The sequence below is a fragment of the Empedobacter sp. UBA5528 genome (assembly GCF_002426075.1).
In the GTDB taxonomy this organism is placed as follows: Bacteria; Bacteroidota; Bacteroidia; order Flavobacteriales; family Weeksellaceae; genus Empedobacter; species Empedobacter falsenii_B.
Map to the genome: position 1 here is coordinate 1 of NZ_DINY01000061.1, position 19087 is coordinate 19087.

Annotated in this window: 17 protein-coding genes; 11 read left to right on the top strand and 6 right to left on the bottom strand. The window is 31.5% G+C overall.

The window, feature by feature from the left end:
- Window positions 1-334 precede the first annotated feature (334 nt).
- Together B4L98_RS12730 and B4L98_RS12735 are read left to right on the top strand one after the other, a co-directional pair.
- Window positions 335-727, top strand: coding sequence for a DoxX family protein (locus B4L98_RS12730; RefSeq protein ID WP_280050222.1), 393 nt, complete (start codon window positions 335-337; stop codon window positions 725-727).
- Window positions 728-910: 183 nt separating this feature from the next.
- Entirely contained in the window at window positions 911-1903 is a 993-nt protein-coding gene (locus B4L98_RS12735) for an OmpA family protein (RefSeq protein ID WP_291078367.1), read from the top strand.
- A gap of 221 nt (window positions 1904-2124) precedes the next feature.
- Here the strand turns inward: B4L98_RS12735 and B4L98_RS12740 are convergent, their stop codons facing one another.
- Both B4L98_RS12740 and B4L98_RS12745 read right to left on the bottom strand, forming a co-directional pair.
- A complete protein-coding gene (locus B4L98_RS12740) occupies window positions 2125-4320 on the bottom strand; it encodes a B12-binding domain-containing radical SAM protein (protein WP_291078369.1) in 2196 nt (731 codons plus the stop codon).
- A 59-nt stretch (window positions 4321-4379) separates the two neighbouring features.
- Complete coding sequence (locus B4L98_RS12745; protein ID WP_291053306.1) at window positions 4380-5330, bottom strand: M20/M25/M40 family metallo-hydrolase; 951 nt, start codon at window positions 5328-5330, stop codon at window positions 4380-4382.
- A gap of 221 nt (window positions 5331-5551) precedes the next feature.
- On the opposite strand from B4L98_RS12745, the gene B4L98_RS12750 reads away from it, so the two are divergent.
- From B4L98_RS12750 to B4L98_RS12770, 5 genes are all read left to right on the top strand, one after another.
- Window positions 5552-6115 (top strand): RNA polymerase sigma factor, encoded by a 564-nt coding sequence (locus B4L98_RS12750; protein WP_185144198.1) that lies wholly within the window; start codon window positions 5552-5554, stop codon window positions 6113-6115.
- Window positions 6108-6935, top strand: a complete 828-nt coding sequence (locus B4L98_RS12755) for a hypothetical protein (protein WP_291078371.1) — start codon at window positions 6108-6110, stop codon at window positions 6933-6935. The genes B4L98_RS12750 and B4L98_RS12755 overlap by 8 nt, the downstream gene beginning before the upstream one ends.
- A 21-nt stretch (window positions 6936-6956) precedes the next feature.
- Window positions 6957-7766, top strand: coding sequence for a DUF4097 family beta strand repeat-containing protein (locus B4L98_RS12760; RefSeq protein ID WP_291078373.1), 810 nt, complete (start codon window positions 6957-6959; stop codon window positions 7764-7766).
- Complete coding sequence (locus tag B4L98_RS12765) at window positions 7763-8488, top strand: hypothetical protein (protein WP_291078375.1); 726 nt, start codon at window positions 7763-7765, stop codon at window positions 8486-8488. The genes B4L98_RS12760 and B4L98_RS12765 overlap by 4 nt, the downstream gene beginning before the upstream one ends.
- 96 nt (window positions 8489-8584) lie before the next feature.
- Window positions 8585-9049, top strand: coding sequence for an OsmC family protein (locus tag B4L98_RS12770; RefSeq protein ID WP_291078376.1), 465 nt, complete (start codon window positions 8585-8587; stop codon window positions 9047-9049).
- A gap of 41 nt (window positions 9050-9090) precedes the next feature.
- Here B4L98_RS12770 and uvrA read toward each other — a convergent pair whose 3' ends face one another.
- Window positions 9091-11892 carry an excinuclease ABC subunit UvrA gene (uvrA, locus tag B4L98_RS12775; RefSeq protein WP_291058772.1) on the bottom strand — a complete coding sequence of 934 codons (2802 nt, stop codon included), beginning with the start codon at window positions 11890-11892 and terminating at the stop codon, window positions 9091-9093.
- A 151-nt stretch (window positions 11893-12043) separates the two neighbouring features.
- Window positions 12044-12382 (bottom strand): hypothetical protein, encoded by a 339-nt coding sequence (locus tag B4L98_RS12780; RefSeq protein ID WP_291058774.1) that lies wholly within the window; start codon window positions 12380-12382, stop codon window positions 12044-12046.
- A 154-nt stretch (window positions 12383-12536) separates the two neighbouring features.
- On the opposite strand from B4L98_RS12780, the gene B4L98_RS12785 reads away from it, so the two are divergent.
- Window positions 12537-13511, top strand: a complete 975-nt coding sequence (locus B4L98_RS12785) for a bile acid:sodium symporter family protein (protein ID WP_291058776.1) — start codon at window positions 12537-12539, stop codon at window positions 13509-13511.
- Between the two features lie 85 nt (window positions 13512-13596).
- A complete protein-coding gene (locus tag B4L98_RS12790; protein WP_291078377.1) occupies window positions 13597-14583 on the top strand; it encodes a DUF3810 family protein in 987 nt (328 codons plus the stop codon).
- Between the two features lie 32 nt (window positions 14584-14615).
- Here B4L98_RS12790 and B4L98_RS12795 read toward each other — a convergent pair whose 3' ends face one another.
- Complete coding sequence (locus B4L98_RS12795) at window positions 14616-15284, bottom strand: head GIN domain-containing protein (protein ID WP_291058778.1); 669 nt, start codon at window positions 15282-15284, stop codon at window positions 14616-14618.
- A gap of 88 nt (window positions 15285-15372) precedes the next feature.
- Window positions 15373-16614 (bottom strand): peptidase T, encoded by a 1242-nt coding sequence (gene pepT, locus B4L98_RS12800; RefSeq protein WP_115000674.1) that lies wholly within the window; start codon window positions 16612-16614, stop codon window positions 15373-15375.
- 64 nt (window positions 16615-16678) lie between these two features.
- Here pepT and B4L98_RS12805 point away from each other — a divergent pair, with 64 nt between their 5' ends.
- Together B4L98_RS12805 and B4L98_RS12810 are read left to right on the top strand one after the other, a co-directional pair.
- On the top strand, window positions 16679-17545 hold the full coding sequence (locus tag B4L98_RS12805) for a hydroxymethylglutaryl-CoA lyase (RefSeq protein ID WP_291078379.1): 867 nt from the start codon (window positions 16679-16681) through the stop codon (window positions 17543-17545).
- 135 nt (window positions 17546-17680) lie between these two features.
- A complete protein-coding gene (locus B4L98_RS12810; RefSeq protein ID WP_291046591.1) occupies window positions 17681-19051 on the top strand; it encodes a peptidylprolyl isomerase in 1371 nt (456 codons plus the stop codon).
- Window positions 19052-19087: the final 36 nt, after the last annotated feature.

Consider the following 19087-nt stretch of genomic DNA (forward strand, 5'->3'; position numbering starts at 1 on the left):
GGAAAATTCAGGGGGATATCCATTCGTAAACTCAGTAACAAGTTTCAATACTCACATCAAATACCGTCACTTCGAGTGATTTTCGAAATGTAATGTAGAAAATTATATCAAGAAGTTAAACGTTTTAAAACAATTTTCATCTTATTCTTCAACATAATAAATGTGACAGCAAGAAAGAAAAAAACGTAAAAAGTTAAGCGTAAAACATAATAAATTAATTCCCTATAAATTTCAAATAAAAAATCTTGATTTTTCACCTATTCAAAACCCATTAAGTGTTAGTTGTACGATTTTTGATTCATTATTGAATAATAACATTCTAAAAATGAATACCATGAAAAATAACACGACACAAAACATCGCACGATATACCTTAGGAGCTTTTTTGATTGGAGCAGGAATTGCTCACTTAACTATAGCTAGAAAAGAATTCAAGACACAAGTACCAAATTGGGTTCCTTTACCCAAAGATGACACAGTTGTGTATTCGGGAATTGCAGAAATAGCCTTGGGTAGTACGATTGTTTTAGCTCCAGATAGTAAAAAAGAAATAGTTGGAAAAATAGCAGCTTGTTTTTTTGGGGCTGTTTTTCCTGGAAACTGGGCTCAATATAAAAACAAAAGAGATGGTTTTGGATTGGATACAGATCAAAAAAGATTAGCACGATTATTCATGCAACCTTTACTAATTATATGGGCTTTGAAATCGACTAAAAATACTAAATAACTTGTTTGAAGTAACCAACTTACGACAATTGAATTATATTAAACAAATTTGAATGAAAGAGGATGACTTTTAATAAAGATCTAAATAAAAGATTAAAAAAATTACGCAAATAAATAACTGTATGATAATAATTTATAGTATTTTTATCTCAAATAATACTATAAAATTAATATTTGAACAGCGATGAATAAACTATTTATTGTAGCGATTGCAGCTACTTTGATTGTTTCTTGTAACAACAAAACAGAAGAAAAGAAAACGGATAATGTTATAGTAGATACTAATCAAAAACAAGAAAATACGGTTGCTAATAATGGATTTGACATCAGCAAAATTCCATTTTCAACAGCTGATATTGGAGATTTTCCTTTCATAAATCTTCCGCAAGGTTTAAAAGAAATGAACAAACCTTTGGTAAAACAATTTGACATATGTTTTTTTCCTATTAACGGTGTTATGACACCTTTTGAAGGAAAGTTGTATAAAACTTTTGTTTCACCTAAACAAGGAGAAGAATTTTCGCAACATTTCTTTGAAAAAAGTATGGCTGATTATTTACAATCTATCGGGGCTGTTAAAGTGTTTGATGGTGAAATAACCAAAGAAGAATATGAGCGTTACAATAAACAAGATCCGAATAAAGGAGGCGAAGGTGATATGGGATACGCTGGACAAAATATGAAGTTTTGGGTATTACGCACAAAAGATAAAGGAAATGTATATATACAATACCATTCTAACAATGCTGGTGCTTCGCTTAATGTACTACAAGAAACAGACTTTAAGCAAACTGTCACCAAAGTAACAGCAGACGAAATTGCTGAGGATTTGACTATGAATGGAAAATCTATTTTATATATTAATTTTGATGTTGATCAAGCAAAAATCACGCAAGAAGGTGATGAGATTGTGACTGAAATTGCAAATGCCTTAAAGAAAGATAACGCATTGAAAATATCAATTGAAGGGCATACTGATAATTCTGGCGACGCTAAGCATAACAAAAAACTATCTAATGATCGTGCAAATGCTGTAATGCAAAAACTAATTGCTTTAGGTATTGATAAAACACGTTTATCTGCTATAGGATACGGAGCCGAAAAACCATTGGTAGCAAATGATACAGAAGAAAATAAAGCTAAAAATAGACGTGTAGAGTTGGTTAAAGTAAAGTAAAATCTATATATGTTTTAATTTTATTAAACATGAAAAATATTGATACTAATCCGTAGTACATTATTAAAAAAAGTTGCTCCAAACATTATAGAAACTAAAGAACTAGATTCTATACCAAAGAATGTTTAATTCTGATGATTCTTTAAAATCATTTAATCAAAAATGATACAAATTCATATCTACTAAAAAAAAACCTTGAATAATTCAAGGTTTTTTTATGTTTATACAATCAGTAAAACTGTTTCTTTTAATTTTTCTGCTTGTTTTGAATAAATAAAAATCTCAAAATCAGTTTGTATTTTTTCTTCAAAACTTTGTTTCATTTGTTGATAAGAAACTGCTTTTGGACTTTCTTTCAAGTATTGAACAAAATCAACCAACCATTCACCAATCTCTTTGTCTACAACAATTTCAAGATAATCTTGTTTGGTATGAAATTGTAAAACAGCATTCTCAAAAGTTTTTCCTTTTTTTGTTTTCGTTACAAATTCTATTTGTGGCTTACCTCCTAACCAAACCACTTTTTGCGTTGGTTTATACGTTACAAAAGTTTCATTATTCAAAACTGTTTCGATATAATTTGGTTGAATTGAGGTTCTCGGAACTTTAAAATCAAACCATTCATTCAGTGATAATTCAAAACCAACTCCGTGCATATAATTAAACAATGATTTCTTTAATCCATACGAGAACTGATCATGAATTAAACCTGATTTTTCTTCGTGAATCATATCATTATTCGCAAAAGTTCCTAATTCGGTGCTATGATTAATTACTTGATATTTCTCTGGATTCAACCCAACTGGACTATGTGCTGTCATCGCAAATTGATGCCAAAATCCTGATTGAAGAATTCCTAATTCGAACATTTGACGCACCATTTCCAAACTATCAATCGTTTCTTGCTTTGTTTGTGTCGGAAAACCATACATCAAATATGCATGTACCATAATTCCAGCTTCGGTAAAATTTCGATTTACAACCGCAACTTGCTCCACTGTTACACCTTTATCAATCAATTTCAACAATCGATCCGAAGCGACTTCCAAACCTCCAGAAACCGCAATACAGCCCGAAGCTTTCAATAATCGACACAAATTATATGTAAAACTTTTCTCGAATCTTATATTTGTCCACCATGTTACAATTAATTTTCTTCGAAGAATTTCTAACGCAACTTCTCGCATTAATGCTGGCGGAGCAGCTTCGTCCACAAAATGAAAACCTGTATTTTGAGTTGTTTCAATCAACTCTTCCATTCTATCCACAATTTGTTTTGCAGCAATTGGTTCATAAATTTTGATATAATCTAACGAAATATCGCAAAACGTACATTTCCCCCAATAACAACCATGCGCCATTGTCAGCTTATTCCAACGCCCATCACTCCACAAACGATGCATTGGATTAACCACTTCGATGACAGAAATATATTGATCTAATTTGATATCCGTATAATCTGGTGTTCCCACTTCGCTAAATTTATAATCGCGAACAGTTTGATTATTGATATAAGAAACTTGATTATTTTGAAGAGCAAAAGTTCTTTTTAACTCAGAAACTTCAACTTCATTGTTGATATATTTTAACAATTGCTCAGTTGGTGCTTCACCATCATCTAATGTAATAAAATCGAAGAACTCAAATACTCGTGAATCGCTTAAAGAGCGCAATTCTGTATTTGGAAAACCTCCACCCATGTCCACAACAATTTCAGGATAATTTGCTTTAATATATTGCGCACAACGGAAAGCCGAATATAAATTTCCTGGAAAAGGAACCGAAAAACCAATCATTTTTGGAATCGTTTTCTGAATTAATTTCTCTAATTCCGAAAGTGTAATTTTATCAATATAAGTTGGGTCTTTCTGTAATTCTTGATACAATTCATCAAAAGAATTTGCCGATCTTCCTAAACGTTCAGCATAACGAGAAAAACCAAAATTTTCATCAACAGCCTCAATGATTAAATCCGATAAATCTTCTAAATATAGCGTTGCCAAATGCTTCGCTTTATCTTGAAAAGACATCGAACCAAAAGCCCATTCCAAATCTTCAACTTCTGCAAAACGAGAAGCTTCTGGTAAATATCCATCTTGAATAATTGAATCAGCTAAGGTCGAATTTTTTCCTTGTAAAAATCGGATAACAGGATCAATAGTTGCGATATATTCGTCGCTTAACATCACCATTCTTTTACTATTATCACCTAATTCAATCTCTTGATTTTGAATAAATTCAAATAAATTAATTAAACCTTTTCTTGAAAATAATTGTAAGATAACATCTAAACCTAAATCAGCTTGAAAAGTTGAATATGAAAGTGTGTTTAGAAATCCTTTTAAATAAACTGTTCCAGGATATGGTGTATTTAATTGCGTAAAAGGTGGTGTGATTAATAAAAGATCCGTTTTCAATCGTTGAAATTTGTTGCAAAAATACGGATTGAAAAAAAATAATTTTAGATTTTCATCAATTATTTTTCAGTTTTATCAGTGCTTCTAAACGGCATCGTTTCAATTTTGAAACTTCCTTCAATCACAGCTTTTTCGAGATTAAGAATTCCTTTCAACGATTCATAATCTACTTTATCTGCATCGTCAGTTGGTTTATGATAATCGTCGTGACCGCCTGTATGGAAAAATAAAACTGGAATATCTTTCTCATAAAACGAAGTTTGATCCGAACCGCCTCTACCTTCATAACCTGTATAAAATTTAACAAAATCAGTCGGATTAATTTCATTAAAAATTATTTCGAAAGTTGGAGAAGTTCCATAACCTATAATTGAAACGCCAGATTCTTTGTTCAAACGACCAATCATATCCATGTTTAACATCCAATGCACTTTCGATAAATCATACGTTGGATGTTTCACAAAATAACGTGACCCTACCAAACCTAATTCCTCTGCACCAAAAGCAATGAATAGAAAATTAACAGGTTCTGTCACTTTATTTTTACTGTAAAATCTTGCCAATTCTAACAAACCAGCAACGCCAGAAACGTTATCATCAGCACCATTGTGAATCATTCCATAACTATCTTTCGCCAAAGAACTTCCTTGCTTTCCTTCTCCCAAATGGTCGTAATGTGCACCAATCACAATCGTTTTCTCCGCTTTATTATCTAAAAAAGCAATCACATTTTTTGCAGAACGAATACTGTCAACAACTTTTACTTTTTTTACCTTCGCCTCAAATCCTTGAAAATATCCATCTTCTCCTAAAGGTTGAAGTTTATATTTTTTGAATTCTTTTGCAATATATTTTGCAGCTTTCAAATTTTCTTCACTTCCAGTTCCTCTTCCTTTCATTTTGTCATCAGCCAAAAAATAAACGTGTTTTTTAAGATTTTTGACTTCAATTTCTTGCGCAAAAGACTTGGCTCCTACAACCAAAGATAAGATGATAACTATTTTTTTCATATTCAATTTCGACTAACTCTGTGTCTAACAAAAATAGAAAAATAATCAAGAATATAGATGAATAGGATAATTTTAGAAATTTAATTTTACTTATTATCACTGAAAATCAGGGCGAATAATTCAATAATTGTTAAATTTCAAAAACTTTTTTAAAAATTGATGCAACATTCAAAAACTTGCTGCGTCTATACAATAGAAACAACAATGAAACCTTGAAAATTTTGGAGAAAGAAAATTTTTCAATAAATGATAAACAACTATTAGATTGGTGCGAATCTGGTGTAGAGGCTGGTTATACTCAGCTCTATCATCGCTATTCGAAATCAGTTTACAATTCTGTTTATCGTTTGGTGACAGAAGTTTCTGATGCGGAAGATTTGACACAAGAAATTTTTATTTCACTTTTTTCTGATATTCAAAAGTTGAAAAGCATCGAGAATTTAGGAGCTTGGTTCAGTAGAGTTGCGATTAATAAATCGATTTCACATTTACGAAAAAATAAAGTTTATTTTTCTGATGTTGATGGAGCAAATATTATTGATGACAGTGAAGAAAGTTTGGAAGAAAAACAAATATTGGATGGTAAAATTGAAGAATTGCAACAAGCGATTGAAGAATTACCTACTGATACAAGAACAATTGTGAATCTATTTCTGTTCGAAGACATGCCGCAAGAAGACATTGCTCAACTTTTGGGATTGAGCCACAACACGGTGAGAAGTAAATATCATCGTGCAAAAAAGAAAATTTACGAAACCTTACAACAAACCGTTTGCAATGAATGATTCTTTAAAAAAACATATTGATAAAAACAGAGAAGCCTTTGAAAACAAAGAACCTTCTGCAGAATTATGGAAAAGAATTCAGGCTGAGATTCCTAAACAGGAAGAAAAAACTTTAGTAATTGAACAACCTAAGAAATGGAGAATTCAGAATTGGAGTATTGCTGCTTCTGCGCTTGTTTTATTGAGTGTTGGTGGATATTTTTTCTTGAAAAATGATCAAGTAAATTCGCCTAAAACAATTGAAATTGTAAAGGAAAAACAGGTTAAAAAAGTAGAAGAAGTTCAACCAGAAATTGTTCATCCAACTGATTTTAAAACTGAACAAATTGAAAAAGAAACTGAGTTTGTAAGAATTACGAAAGAGAAAAAAGTTGAAAAAATTGTTCAACCAAAAGAAGAAGTAATTGGTATTTATGAAAATCTTAAAAATGAAATTTTAAGTTCATTAAACGATCAAGAATCAACAAGTAATCGTATTAATGCAATTGCAAAAATAGCTGATTTACCAAGTATTGATCACAATTTAAAAGAGAGTTTATACAACTTAGCTTTAAATGACAACAATACAATTGTGCGACTAAATGCACTCGAAGCGCTTGCTTCAAAATTACCTAAATCGGACGTTTCAAAAGAGTTAACAGACATTTTTATGAAGCAAGATGATCCGATGGTACAAATGGAATTAATAGGAATGATAGCGCATATCAATAATGATCAAATCGATTTGAAATTAACAAATAAATTACAAGAAATGGTTTTGGATCCTACAACAAAACCGTTTGTGAAAGACGAAGCGTACGCGGTTCTTTTTAGAAAATAATAATTAACAAAAAATCAAAAAATGATAAGAAAAATATTTTTGGTAGCTGCATCTGTTATGATGATGTCTACGTACACTTTTGCACAAAATGAATCGAAAAGTGCGAATGAAGATAATTCGAAAACTTACAAATTAGCTGTAAGTAAAGGAAAACTGAACCTTGATCTTGGACGCGTAACAGTCGAAGGTTACAACGGAAACGAAATTGTTTTTTCTACAAAAACAAGATCGCGAGATAATGACGAAAGAGCAAAAGGATTGCGCTCAATCAACTCATTAGGACTTGAAGACAACACTGAATTAGGAATAAATGTTGTAGAAAAAAATGGTGTAATTGAGGTAAAACAACTTCAACAAATGACACCTCCAAACATCAAAATTTTAGTTCCGAAAGGTGTAACAATTTCATTTAATCATCAATCTCAATTTGGAAGTACCATTACGTTCAAAAATATTGAAAATGAAGTTGAAGCAACTGCAAGCTACAACAATATTGTATTAGAGAATGTAACGGGACCTGCAACAATCAACACGATTTATGGTTCTATCGATGCTAAATTTAGTCAAAATGTAAAAGGTCCTTTGTCGCTTGTGTCGATCTATGGTCACGTGGATGCTTCGATTCCGAAATCTTCTAAAGCAAATGTAAAATTAACAACTTCGTTTGGTGATATTTTGATTGCGCCTGAATTATCATTAAAATTAGAAGCGAACAATAGTTCGTCTGATATGATAAAAATTAACAATCAAGCAACAGGAACGCTAAATGGCGGAGGAACAAGTTTCCTTTTCAGATCAGATTATAGTAAAATATATTTGAGAGCGTTATGAGAACAGTAATTTTATCTTTAGCAGTGGGCTTATTGGCAAATTTATCAATCGCTCAAACAAAAATTCAAAAGAGTTTTTCAGTTGAAAAAGGTCAAGAATTAACATTAAAATTTGATTATCCGCAAATCGTTAAAATCACCACTTGGAAACAAAATGAAGTGAGTATTTCTGGAAATGTTAATATCAATAATGGTAAAAATGATTCAAATTTCAGCTTAACAGAAAGCAAAAACAGTCAAGGAAAAACGATCGAAGGCAAAGTTGTAAAACTAGAAGATATTCCAAATCAAGTGACAGCGACTTTTGGGAGTGAGAAAAAACAATTTCAAACCAAAGAGGATTACCAGAAATATGTTGATGCAAATGACATTAAATCTTCTTCGGTTTCTACAGGTGTACAAATGGATATTGTATTGGAAATAAAAGTTCCTGAACATATGAAAACAACTATCGAATCGACTTATGGAACAATTGAAGTTATCAATTTTGATGCGCCAATTATTGCACAATCAACTTACGGAAGCGTAGATGCAACAATGAATGCAAAACAAATTGGAGAAATAAAAGTGGAAACTTTTTTTGGGAAGATGTACACTAATTTAGATTTTGAAATCAAGACTATAAAGTCAGATAATTTTCATTCAGTAATTGCAGCAAACGTAGGTAAACAGCCATTGCAAGAATTTTCTTCTAAATATGGAAATGTCTATTTGAGAAAATAAATAGTAGATAAATTATAACATTTTTTGAAAGCACAATTGAGGATTCTCAGTTGTGTTTTTCTTTTAGAAAAGATTATTTTTGATAAAAATTAAGCAATGAATCATTTATTTAAAGTTGCGCTAAATTGGATAAAGAAAGAATCTAAAATGGATTCTTCAACCAGAATTTATACAAAAAGTCATCACATTTCGATTGAAGGAAAACCTGATTTAGAGGTTTCTGCCGCGAAAGCTTTCAAAGGTGATCCAAATTTATACAATCCAGAAGATTTACTTTTGAGTAGTTTGACTTCTTGTCACATGATGTCGTATTTATATTGTTGTGCGCAACATAAAATTGAAGTAATTTCTTACCAAGATCATTCAGAAGCTACACTGCAAGTCAATCCTGATGGAAGCGGAAAGATTGTAAAAGTAGATTTATTCCCTGACATCATTATTTCTGATTCATCACAAATTGAGTTGGCGCTTTCGCTACACAAAAAGGCAAATGAATTGTGTTTTATTGCGAATTCATGCAATTTTCCTGTATATCATCACCCAAAATGTAACGCAAAATAAAACCGAACTAAACTCGGTTTTAATAATTTATTTTATTTCTGTTATAATTTCTCTTTTAAGAATTGAGCTGTGTAGGACTCTTTTACTTTGACAATCTCTTCTGGCGTACCTTCGGCAACCAAATAACCGCCTTTCTTCCCTCCTTCTGGACCAAGATCAATCACCCAATCGGCAACTTTGATAATATCCATATTATGTTCGATTACAAAAACCGAATGTCCCAAATCAATCAAAGCACGTAATGCTTTAATCAACTTCTGAATATCATGGAAATGCAGACCTGTAGAAGGCTCATCAAAAATAAACAAGGTTTTATTTGTCGTTTCTCCTTTCGTCAAGAAAAAAGCCAGCTTCACACGTTGTGCCTCTCCACCAGAAAGCGTATTCGACGATTGCCCAAGTTTTACATAACCCAAACCAACATCTTGTAATGGTTTCAGCTTTTCGACAATTTTATTTTGTTGATGCGTTGCAAAAAAGTCAATTGCTTCATCAATTGTTAGATTTAAAATATCTGAAATCGATTTTCCTTCGAATTTAACTTCTAAGATTTCTTTCTTGAAACGTTCGCCATGGCAATCTTCACAAACCAGCTCTACATCAGCCATAAACTGCATTTCGATGGTAATTGTCCCTTCTCCTTTACATGCATCACAACGTCCGCCATCTACATTAAACGAAAAATGTTTTGGTTGAAATCCCATCACTTTACTTGCTTTCTGATTGGCAAATAAATTTCGGATATCATCGTAAGCTTTTACATACGTCACAGGATTAGAACGCGAAGATTTCCCGATTGGATTTTGATCGATTAACTCAATTCCTTCCAATTGTTTCAGATCTCCAACTAACTCATCAAAATCACCGATTTTATTTCCAAAAATCTCGAAATGACGCTGAACAGCTGGTGCTAAAATATCTTTCATTAAGGTAGATTTCCCTGAACCCGAAACACCTGTAATAACGGTTAATTCGTTCAGAGGAAATTTAACATCAATATTTTTTAGATTATTTTCTCTTGCTCCAATAATTTTCAAATAATTAGGAGATTTTAGACGTTTTTTAGGAACTTCAATTTCTAATTTTCCGTTCAAATATTTAGATGTTAATGTATCACCTTTTAATAATTCATCATAGGTTCCTTCAAAAACTACTTCACCTCCATTTGTTCCTGCTTCTGGACCAATATCGATGATATAATCAGCAGCTTTCATGATATCTTCATCATGCTCTACCACAATCACTGTATTGCCTAAATCGCGTAAACGATGTAAAATTGTAATAAATTTAGCTGTATCACGCGAATGTAAACCAATCGAAGGCTCGTCTAACACATACATCGAACCAACCAAACTACTTCCCAAAGAAGTTGCTAAATTGATACGTTGTGATTCTCCTCCAGACAACGTATTCGAAGCACGATTTAGCGTTAAATATTCTAAACCAACATCTAACAAAAACGTTAAACGCGACTTAATCTCATATATAATTCGACCCGCAATTTGCTGATCATATTCGTTAAATGTAATACTTGTAAAGAAATCATTCAACTCATTCAAAGGTAAATCAACCAAATCATTAATCGATTTATCCGCAATTTTCACGTAATTCGTTTCCTTACGCAAACGCTTTCCTTTACAAGTTGGACAAGTTGTTTTACCACGATAACGAGACAACATTACACGATATTGAATTTTGTATGTATTCTCCTCAACCATTTTAAAAAAACCATCCAATCCTTCCCAGTCGTTATCTCCATGCCACAAATAGTCTTTTTGCTCTTCGGATAACTCAAAATATGGTTTATGAATTGGAAAATCTACTTTTTGAGAAAGTTTGATAAAATGATTTTTCCACTCGCCCATTTTCTCACCTTTCCAAGCTACAACCGCATCTTCGTAGATTGACAACGATTTATTTGGAACGACAAGATTCTCCTCAACTCCAATTACTTTCCCGTAACCTTCGCAAGTTGGACAAGCTCCATAAGGATTATTGAAACTAAAGAAATGGATAGTTGGTTCATTAAAAATCAAACCATTTGATTCGAATTTATTTGAGAAATATTTTACCGAATTATCTTCTACATTTACAATCGCTATTTCTCCTTTTCCTTCGAAAAAAGCCGTATCGATAGAATCTGCCAAACGATGATAAAAAGATTCTTCGTCCTCTGTTGGCAAAGCGATACGATCAATGACAAGATGAACATCATTTTCGGGTTGAGGTTCGAAATTAAATGAAATTAGATCTTCAATTTTCACTTGATTTCCATCTACACTCAAACGTGTAAACCCTTGTTGTTGAAGAATGTTTAAATGTTCAACAAACGAACGTTCCTCTGGCACAACTAATTTTATTTGAAGAATAAATTTAGTTTCAGCCGCAAAAGTTTTTAGATAATCAATTACATCTGTCACCGAATCCTTTTGAACTAATTCTCCTGTAATTGGCGAATATGTTTTACCGATTCGTGCGTACAACAACTTTAGATAATCGTAAACTTCTGTTGATGTCCCAACTGTAGAACGCGGATTCGTAGAATTTACTTTTTGCTGAATCGCTATTGCTGGCGCTATTCCTTTGATATAATCAACTTGAGGCTTATCCAATTTTCCTAAAAACTGACGTGCATAAGACGATAAACTTTCGACATAACGACGCTGCCCTTCCGCATACAACGTATCAAAAGCCAAAGTAGATTTCCCAGAACCAGACATCCCAGTAATCACGACTAATTTATTTTTTGGAATCGCTAAATCAATGTTTTTTAAGTTGTGCAGTTTTGCACCTTTAATCAGAATAAATTCTTTCGGATCAAGTTGATTGATATCTTTTTTCATCGTGGAGCAAAGTTAAGTTATTTTAGAAAGTTAAACTTAATCGCAACAAAAATTAGTCATAAAATATAACGTATAAAAAAAGAAAAGATTTAGTTAAAATATAAAAGCGCATCAACATGTTGACGCGCTTTTTCAATAAAAAAATAAAAATTTATACCTGAAATAATAAATAATTTTCTTCGTTTAACTCTTGATATCCAACATCGTACACATAAAAAATCGTGCCATTTTTTGATTCATCTACATTTGTAATGTACTTAAAATCAAAGTTTCTCAAACTCAATTCGTTTTTATTTACCGAACGAGCTCCTTCTTCTAATAAAGTTTTTAAGATACGATTATTTTTTCTTAATCTGTTGTTAATATTTCGTACAATTTCTACTTTATCACGGTTAAGATTATTATTATAAGAATTTCGACAAAAATCATTACAAAACTTTTTGTCTTTTCGGCCAAATAGAGTTTGGTTGCACTGTAGACATGTATTCATAAGTAGTTTTTAGTGTTGTATGTACAAATATATAAAAAAAGTTATTCAATTTACAAATACTTAACATTATGTATTTTATCTTTAAATCAAATTCATAAATATTTAGTAAATGTTTATCATCATATTTATTATTTTTGTTTAAATTTTATTGATTTTGAAAATTCTAAATAAATTACCTGATCCATTTATTCTGTTTTTATTCGTTGCCATTATTGTTGCCTATTTTTTCCCCGATATTAGTTTGTGGTCTTACAAAGATTTTAATCTGAACACAGTAATTGATATTGGCGTTATTCTAGTATTCTTTTTTTATGGGCTAAAACTTAATTGGAAAGAAGTTTTCAAGGATTTAGCAAATTGGAAAATGCATGTCTTGATTCAATCTATTACATTTATTTTTTTTCCAATACTTGTTTTGTGTTTTTATCCGTTGGTAAAAAGTTACCCAGTTTATTTTACACTTTATGTCGCTATATTTTATTTAGCCGCATTACCAAGTACCGTTTCTTCGTCAGTTGTAATGGTTTCGATAGCAAAAGGAAACATACCAAGTGCTATTTTTAATGCAAGTATTTCTGGACTAATAGGTATTGTTGTTACACCGCTTTGGATGAGTTTGTTTTTATCAAAAAGTAATGGTGAATTTGATTTATTAGCCACTTTTTTGGATTTGGTTCTTAAAATTATTTTACCTGTTTTTGTCGGTGCACTTTTACAACCTTATTTAGGATTCTTTTATAATAAATATAAAAAGCAATTCGGTAATTTAGATAAACTAACCATTGTACTTATTGTTTACAACAGTTTTAGTCATACTTTTTTGGATGGATTATTTACAAAATTAGGCGTTCTTCCGTTGTTGGCAGTTTTCATAATTGTAGTTGCGTTATTCTTTTTCTTTTTCAAACTTTCAAAATGGATTGCTAAGAAAATGAATTTTAATCGAGAAGATGATATTACCATTCAATTTTGTTCGACTAAAAAATCATTGGTTCATGGCTCAGTAATTGCAGCAGTTATTTTTAAAGGAGATATCGGTATTTATTTGATTCCGATTATGCTTTACCATACTTTTCAGTTAATTTATATCAGTTATATCGCCAATCAATATGCTAAAGAAGTTGAATAAAACTTATCGAAGTATTCTTATTTTTCTATTTCAAATTATTTTATTTTCGATATTATTTTCAATCGAAAGCGTTGATGATTTTATAGTGAATTATCTTACATTTCCAATTTCAGGATTTATTGCAAAAATCACGAATTCAGTTCATTTTCCTGTTGGAGAATTATTTTATTTAATCATTGGAATAATCGGTTTTGTATTGATTTTTAAATTGATTCGAAGTTTTTTCAAATCAAAAGAAAAAGTTTCGCATTCAATTTATCACATTATGATTTTTGTAAATTGTATTTACTTTATTTACACGTTTGCTTGGGGCGTGATGTACAAAAAAGAAACATTAACTATTAACAAAGAAAAAATCGTTATTCAACCTAAAATTCTGAAAGAATTCTATTGCTACGAACTTGATAAAGCAATATCAGCAAGAAATTTAATCGAACACAATGATTCAACAACAACGATAAAATTCAAATCTAATTTAAAAGATTATAACCAAGAATTTTTTGCTTTACAGCACCAAGTAAAAAATGTAAAATGGTTAAAAAATTATCGATTATTAAAAGATGTACATTACAAATTATCTTGGATTTCGGAAATGCAAAATTTTATGGGTATTTTGGGATACTATAATCCTTTTACGGTAGAAGCAAATCTGAATCGATACAATACAAATTTAAAACAACCTGCTACACTTTTCCACGAATATGGGCATCAAATGGGGTTTGCATCAGAAAGTGAAGCTAATTTTTTGGCTTATTATTTAGGTGCAAAATCTAAAAACCCAGAAATTAATTATTCGGTTTATTACAAAAGTATTTACACACTTTTAGGCGCTATTTACAAATCTGATCCGTATTTTGTGAAAATGGAATTGGATAATATGCATTCTAAAATAAAGCAAGACAGAAAAGCCGAATTAAAACATTATTTGAAATATGAAGGTGCTACAAGCGATACTTTTTCTGAATTAAATAATCAGTTTTTGAAGGCAAATAACCAAGAAGGAACGATAAGTTATAGCAAATATGTCGAATTAATTTACTTGTTGTATCAAACAAAAAAAGCAACAAATTAATCGTTGCTTTTCTATTATTGTTAAAGTTTTAATTATTTAAAATTAATCTTTCCGCCAGCTAATTTTTTATGATTACGCTGCGTTGGATTACCATAAATATCAATCACTCCACCTGCTCTAGTTTTTGCATCTACAGATTTCTCTGCTCTCGCTTCTATTACTCCTCCTGCATTTGTTGTTAAACTTGCTGTATCAGAATTTAATGTTTTCGAATAATATTTCCCTCCAGAATTTGCAATTACAGTCTGAAATTCAGTATCACCAGTTAAAATTACTTCTGCACCAGAATTTATTTTGACTTCTAATTTTGAGGTTTCGATTGGTAATTTAATAGATGAACCTTCGTTAGATGTCAAATACAATGCTTGCGATTTTACGACATCACCAGAATAAATGCGAGAACCTTGACTTGCCTGAATTTCATATAATGATTTGTAATAAACCTTAACCGTTGCTTCTCCTCCTTGCATCAATTTGGTTCCTGTCATTTTCAATTTCAGTTCACCTTTGTTATTTTCAACTTGAACATCGCTCGCATTAACTCCATCTACTTTCACTAAGTTTTCGTTTGATGAAATTAATTCAACTGGAATTTTATCATAAACTTTTAAGATATTAAAATCTCCAACATTTATCTCTTCTTGCGCAAATGCAAAAGTTGAACAAAATATAGCGGCTGCTGATAATACGATATTTTTCATAAAAAAAGTTTTCTAATTTGATTTGAAATTACACAAAATTTAAACCAAAAAAGAAAACTTAAGTTATTTTTAAGATATATTGTAAGAATTATTTCGCTCCTTCAGCTGTTAATTCTGCAATACGTACAATAATTTCTGTTGCTTTTTCCATAGATTCTACCGGAACATATTCGTAAGGTCCGTGGAAATTATGACCTCCAGCAAAGATATTAGGACAAGGTAATCCCATAAAAGATAAACGAGCACCATCTGTACCTCCACGAATTGGTTTGATATTTGGCGTAACACCACAGTCTTTCAAAGCTTGTTCTGCGATTTCAACAGATTGGAATTTCTCTTTTACTTTCTCAATCATATTAAAATATTGATCAGAAACTTCTGCTGTAATTACTTCATGATCAAAACGCTCTTGAATATCAGCAGCAATTTGTAAAAATAAAGCTTTACGCGCTTCATATTGCTCCATATCGTGGTCACGGATAATGTAAACCATTTTTGCTTCAGATACATTTCCTGTAATTTTAGCTAAATGAAAGAATCCTTCGCGACCATCAGTTAATTCAGGAACTTCGTCGTTTGGTAATTGCGCAGCAAACTCCATTGCAATATTAGATGCATTAATCATCTTATCTTTTGCATAACCTGGGTGAACAGATTTACCTTTGATTGTAACAATTCCAGATGCAGCATTAAAGTTTTCGTACTCTAATTCTCCAATTTCAGAACCATCCATTGTGTAACCCCATTCAGCACCAAATTTCTCTACATTAAAGAAATCTGCACCGCGACCAACCTCTTCGTCAGGTGTAAATCCAATAGCAATACGTCCATGTTTAATTTCTGGATGAGCAATCAAATATTCTGCAGCTGTTACAATTTCAGCAACACCAGCTTTATCATCAGCACCTAATAATGTTGTACCATCAGTTGTAATGATTGTTTGACCTTTATATTGAGATAATTCAGGGAACTCGTTTGGTGATAAAATCATTGATTCGTTCAATTTGATATCTCCACCATCGTAATTTTCCCAAATTTGAGGTTGTACATTTTCTCCAGAAAAATCTGGCGATGTATCCATATGAGAAACAAAACCAATAGTAGGCACTTCGTGATCAACTGTAGAAGGAACATATCCAAAAACATACCCGTTTTCATCTATTGAAACATCTTCTAAACCGATTTGTTTTAACTCTTCAACCAAATAATTTGCTAAATCCCATTGACGGTCTGTACTTGGAAATTTATCTAAAAAAGCTTCACTTTCAGTGTAAGTTTTAACATATTTCAAAAAGCGTGTTACCAACTTTTCTCTCCATTCTGTTTGCATTGCGTTTTAATTTTTGTCAAAATTACTAAATTATCTACCTTTAAGGCGCAAATAAACCAAAAAAATGAGTGAGCTAACTTTTAAAATTATTGAATGTCCTCGTGATGCAATGCAAGGACGCAAAGATTTTATTCCAACTGATAAGAAAATCGATTACTTAAATCGTTTATTGACTGTTGGTTTTGAAGCGATAGATTGTGGAAGTTTTGTTTCGCCAAAAGCGATTCCACAGATGGCGGACACAAAAGAAGTTTTAGATAATATTGATAAAACCAATTCAAAATCGAAATTATCTGTTGTTGTTGCCAATAAAAGTGGCGCAATGAAAGCTGCAGAACACGAAAAAGTGGATATTATTGGATTTCCTTTTTCTATTTCAGAGAATTTTCAACAATTCAACACGAATAAAAGTCGTGAAGAAGCGTTTGAAATGGTGAAAGAAATCAACCAAATCTCAAATGATAATGGTAAACATATGTTAATTTATCTTTCGATGGCGTTTGGAAATCCTTATGGAGAAACTTGGAATGAAGAAATCGTAAAAGAATGGTCAAAAAAAATGGCTGATATTGGAATTTCTTCGATCAATTTATCAGATACAATTGGTGTTGCAGACGAAAAAACAATTGTTGATTTGTTCCAAAATTTGATCCCCCATTATCCAGAAATTGAATTTGGCGCGCATTTTCATACCGTTTATACCGAATGGCATTCTAAAGTACTAGCCGCTTATGATAATGGTTGTCGTCGTTTTGATGGTGCTATAAAAGGTTTGGGCGGATGTCCAATGTCAAAAAGCGATATGGTCGGAAATATGCCAACCGAGAAGCTAATTAGTTTCGCAAATGAGCATAAAGAAAAACATGGTTTGAATCTTTTTGATTTCGAATCTTCTTGGAATGTTTCTTTGCGTACATTTGGCTTAGTTTAATCTTAACAATAAACTAAAAAATCAATTCTTTTGTTAAAGGAAATTAAAATATGTTGGACTTTAACAAAAAAAGTTAAATTTGCTCATCGGTAAGTTTTTTATCGAGCTTAGAATATTAAAATGAAATTAAAGTATATGAAATTTAAATCGAGTATGATGTTGCTAATTGCAGCATTATTTACGGTAAATACTTTTGCACAAACAGCAAAACCAACACCAAAACGTCTTGCTAAAGTAGATGGTATAGCTGCTGTTGTTGGAGATCAGATTGTTTTAGAGTCTGATGTAGATCGTGACTATTTAATGTCGAAACAACAAGGGATGAAAGTCGAAGACAAATGTGATTTCCTAAATGACATTATGTTAGACAAAATGTTGGTTGATCGTGCAAAACAAGATACTTTAATCAAAGTGACACAAGACGAGGTAACTCGTCAATTAAACAACCAAATCGAAGGTTTGATTGCTCAAGCTGGAGGAGAAAAACAAATTTTAGACTATTTTGGTTTCCGTACAATGGCGGAAATGAAAAACGAAACTAAATATATCGTAGAAGATAATATTTATGCACGTAACAAAAGAGAAATGGTTGTAAAAGGCGCTGATGCAACGCCAGAAGAAGTTCGTTTGTTTTTCGAAAAACACCAAGGTGAGTTACCAGACGTAAAAGACGAAGTTTCGATTAGCCATATTGTAACTTATCCTGAAGTTTCGCAAGAAAATCAACAAAAGATTATCGATCAATTAAAAGAAATCAAAAAAGAAATTGAAGAAGGTGCTTCTTTTGCAACGAAAGCAATTTTATATTCAGAAGATCCAGGTTCTGCAAGTAATGGTGGTGAATATAAAAAAGTTTCTCGTGGTAAAATGGTAAAAGAGTTTGATGCGGTTGCATTTAACTTACAAGAAGGTGAAATTTCTGATCCATTCAAAACTGATTTTGGATATCATATTATTAAGTTAGAAAAACGTCGTGGACAAGAATTAGATTTGCGTCATATCTTGATTACGTTGAAACCAACGGAAGAAGAAATAAAAAAGGCTTATAATAAATTAGATTCGATTCGAGTTTTAATTAACGACGGAAAAATGACATTTAAAGATGCTGCATTAAGATTTTCTGATGATAAATACACAAAATTTAACTCAGGAAATATCATGAACCAAAATTCTGGTGACGATCGTTTCGAGAAAATGGCTTTGCCTCTACCAATGTTTACAGCGATTGCAACATTGAATGAAGGAGATATTTCTCAAGTTTTCGAAGATGATTTTGATAACAGAAAAGCGTTAAGAATCTTAAAAATCAATAAATTTTATCCAGAGCATAAAATCAATTACCAAGATGATTATTATAGAATTCAGAAATTTGCAGTTCAAGATAAAGAACGAACATTGTTGATGGATTGGGTAAAACGTCAAGTTGGTGATGCTTACATTAAAATTGGAAAAGAATACCAAAGTTGTAATTTCCCGATCGATTGGGAAAAGAAAAACCAAAAATAATAAAACAAAAAACCTCGAGAAATTCTCGAGGNNTAA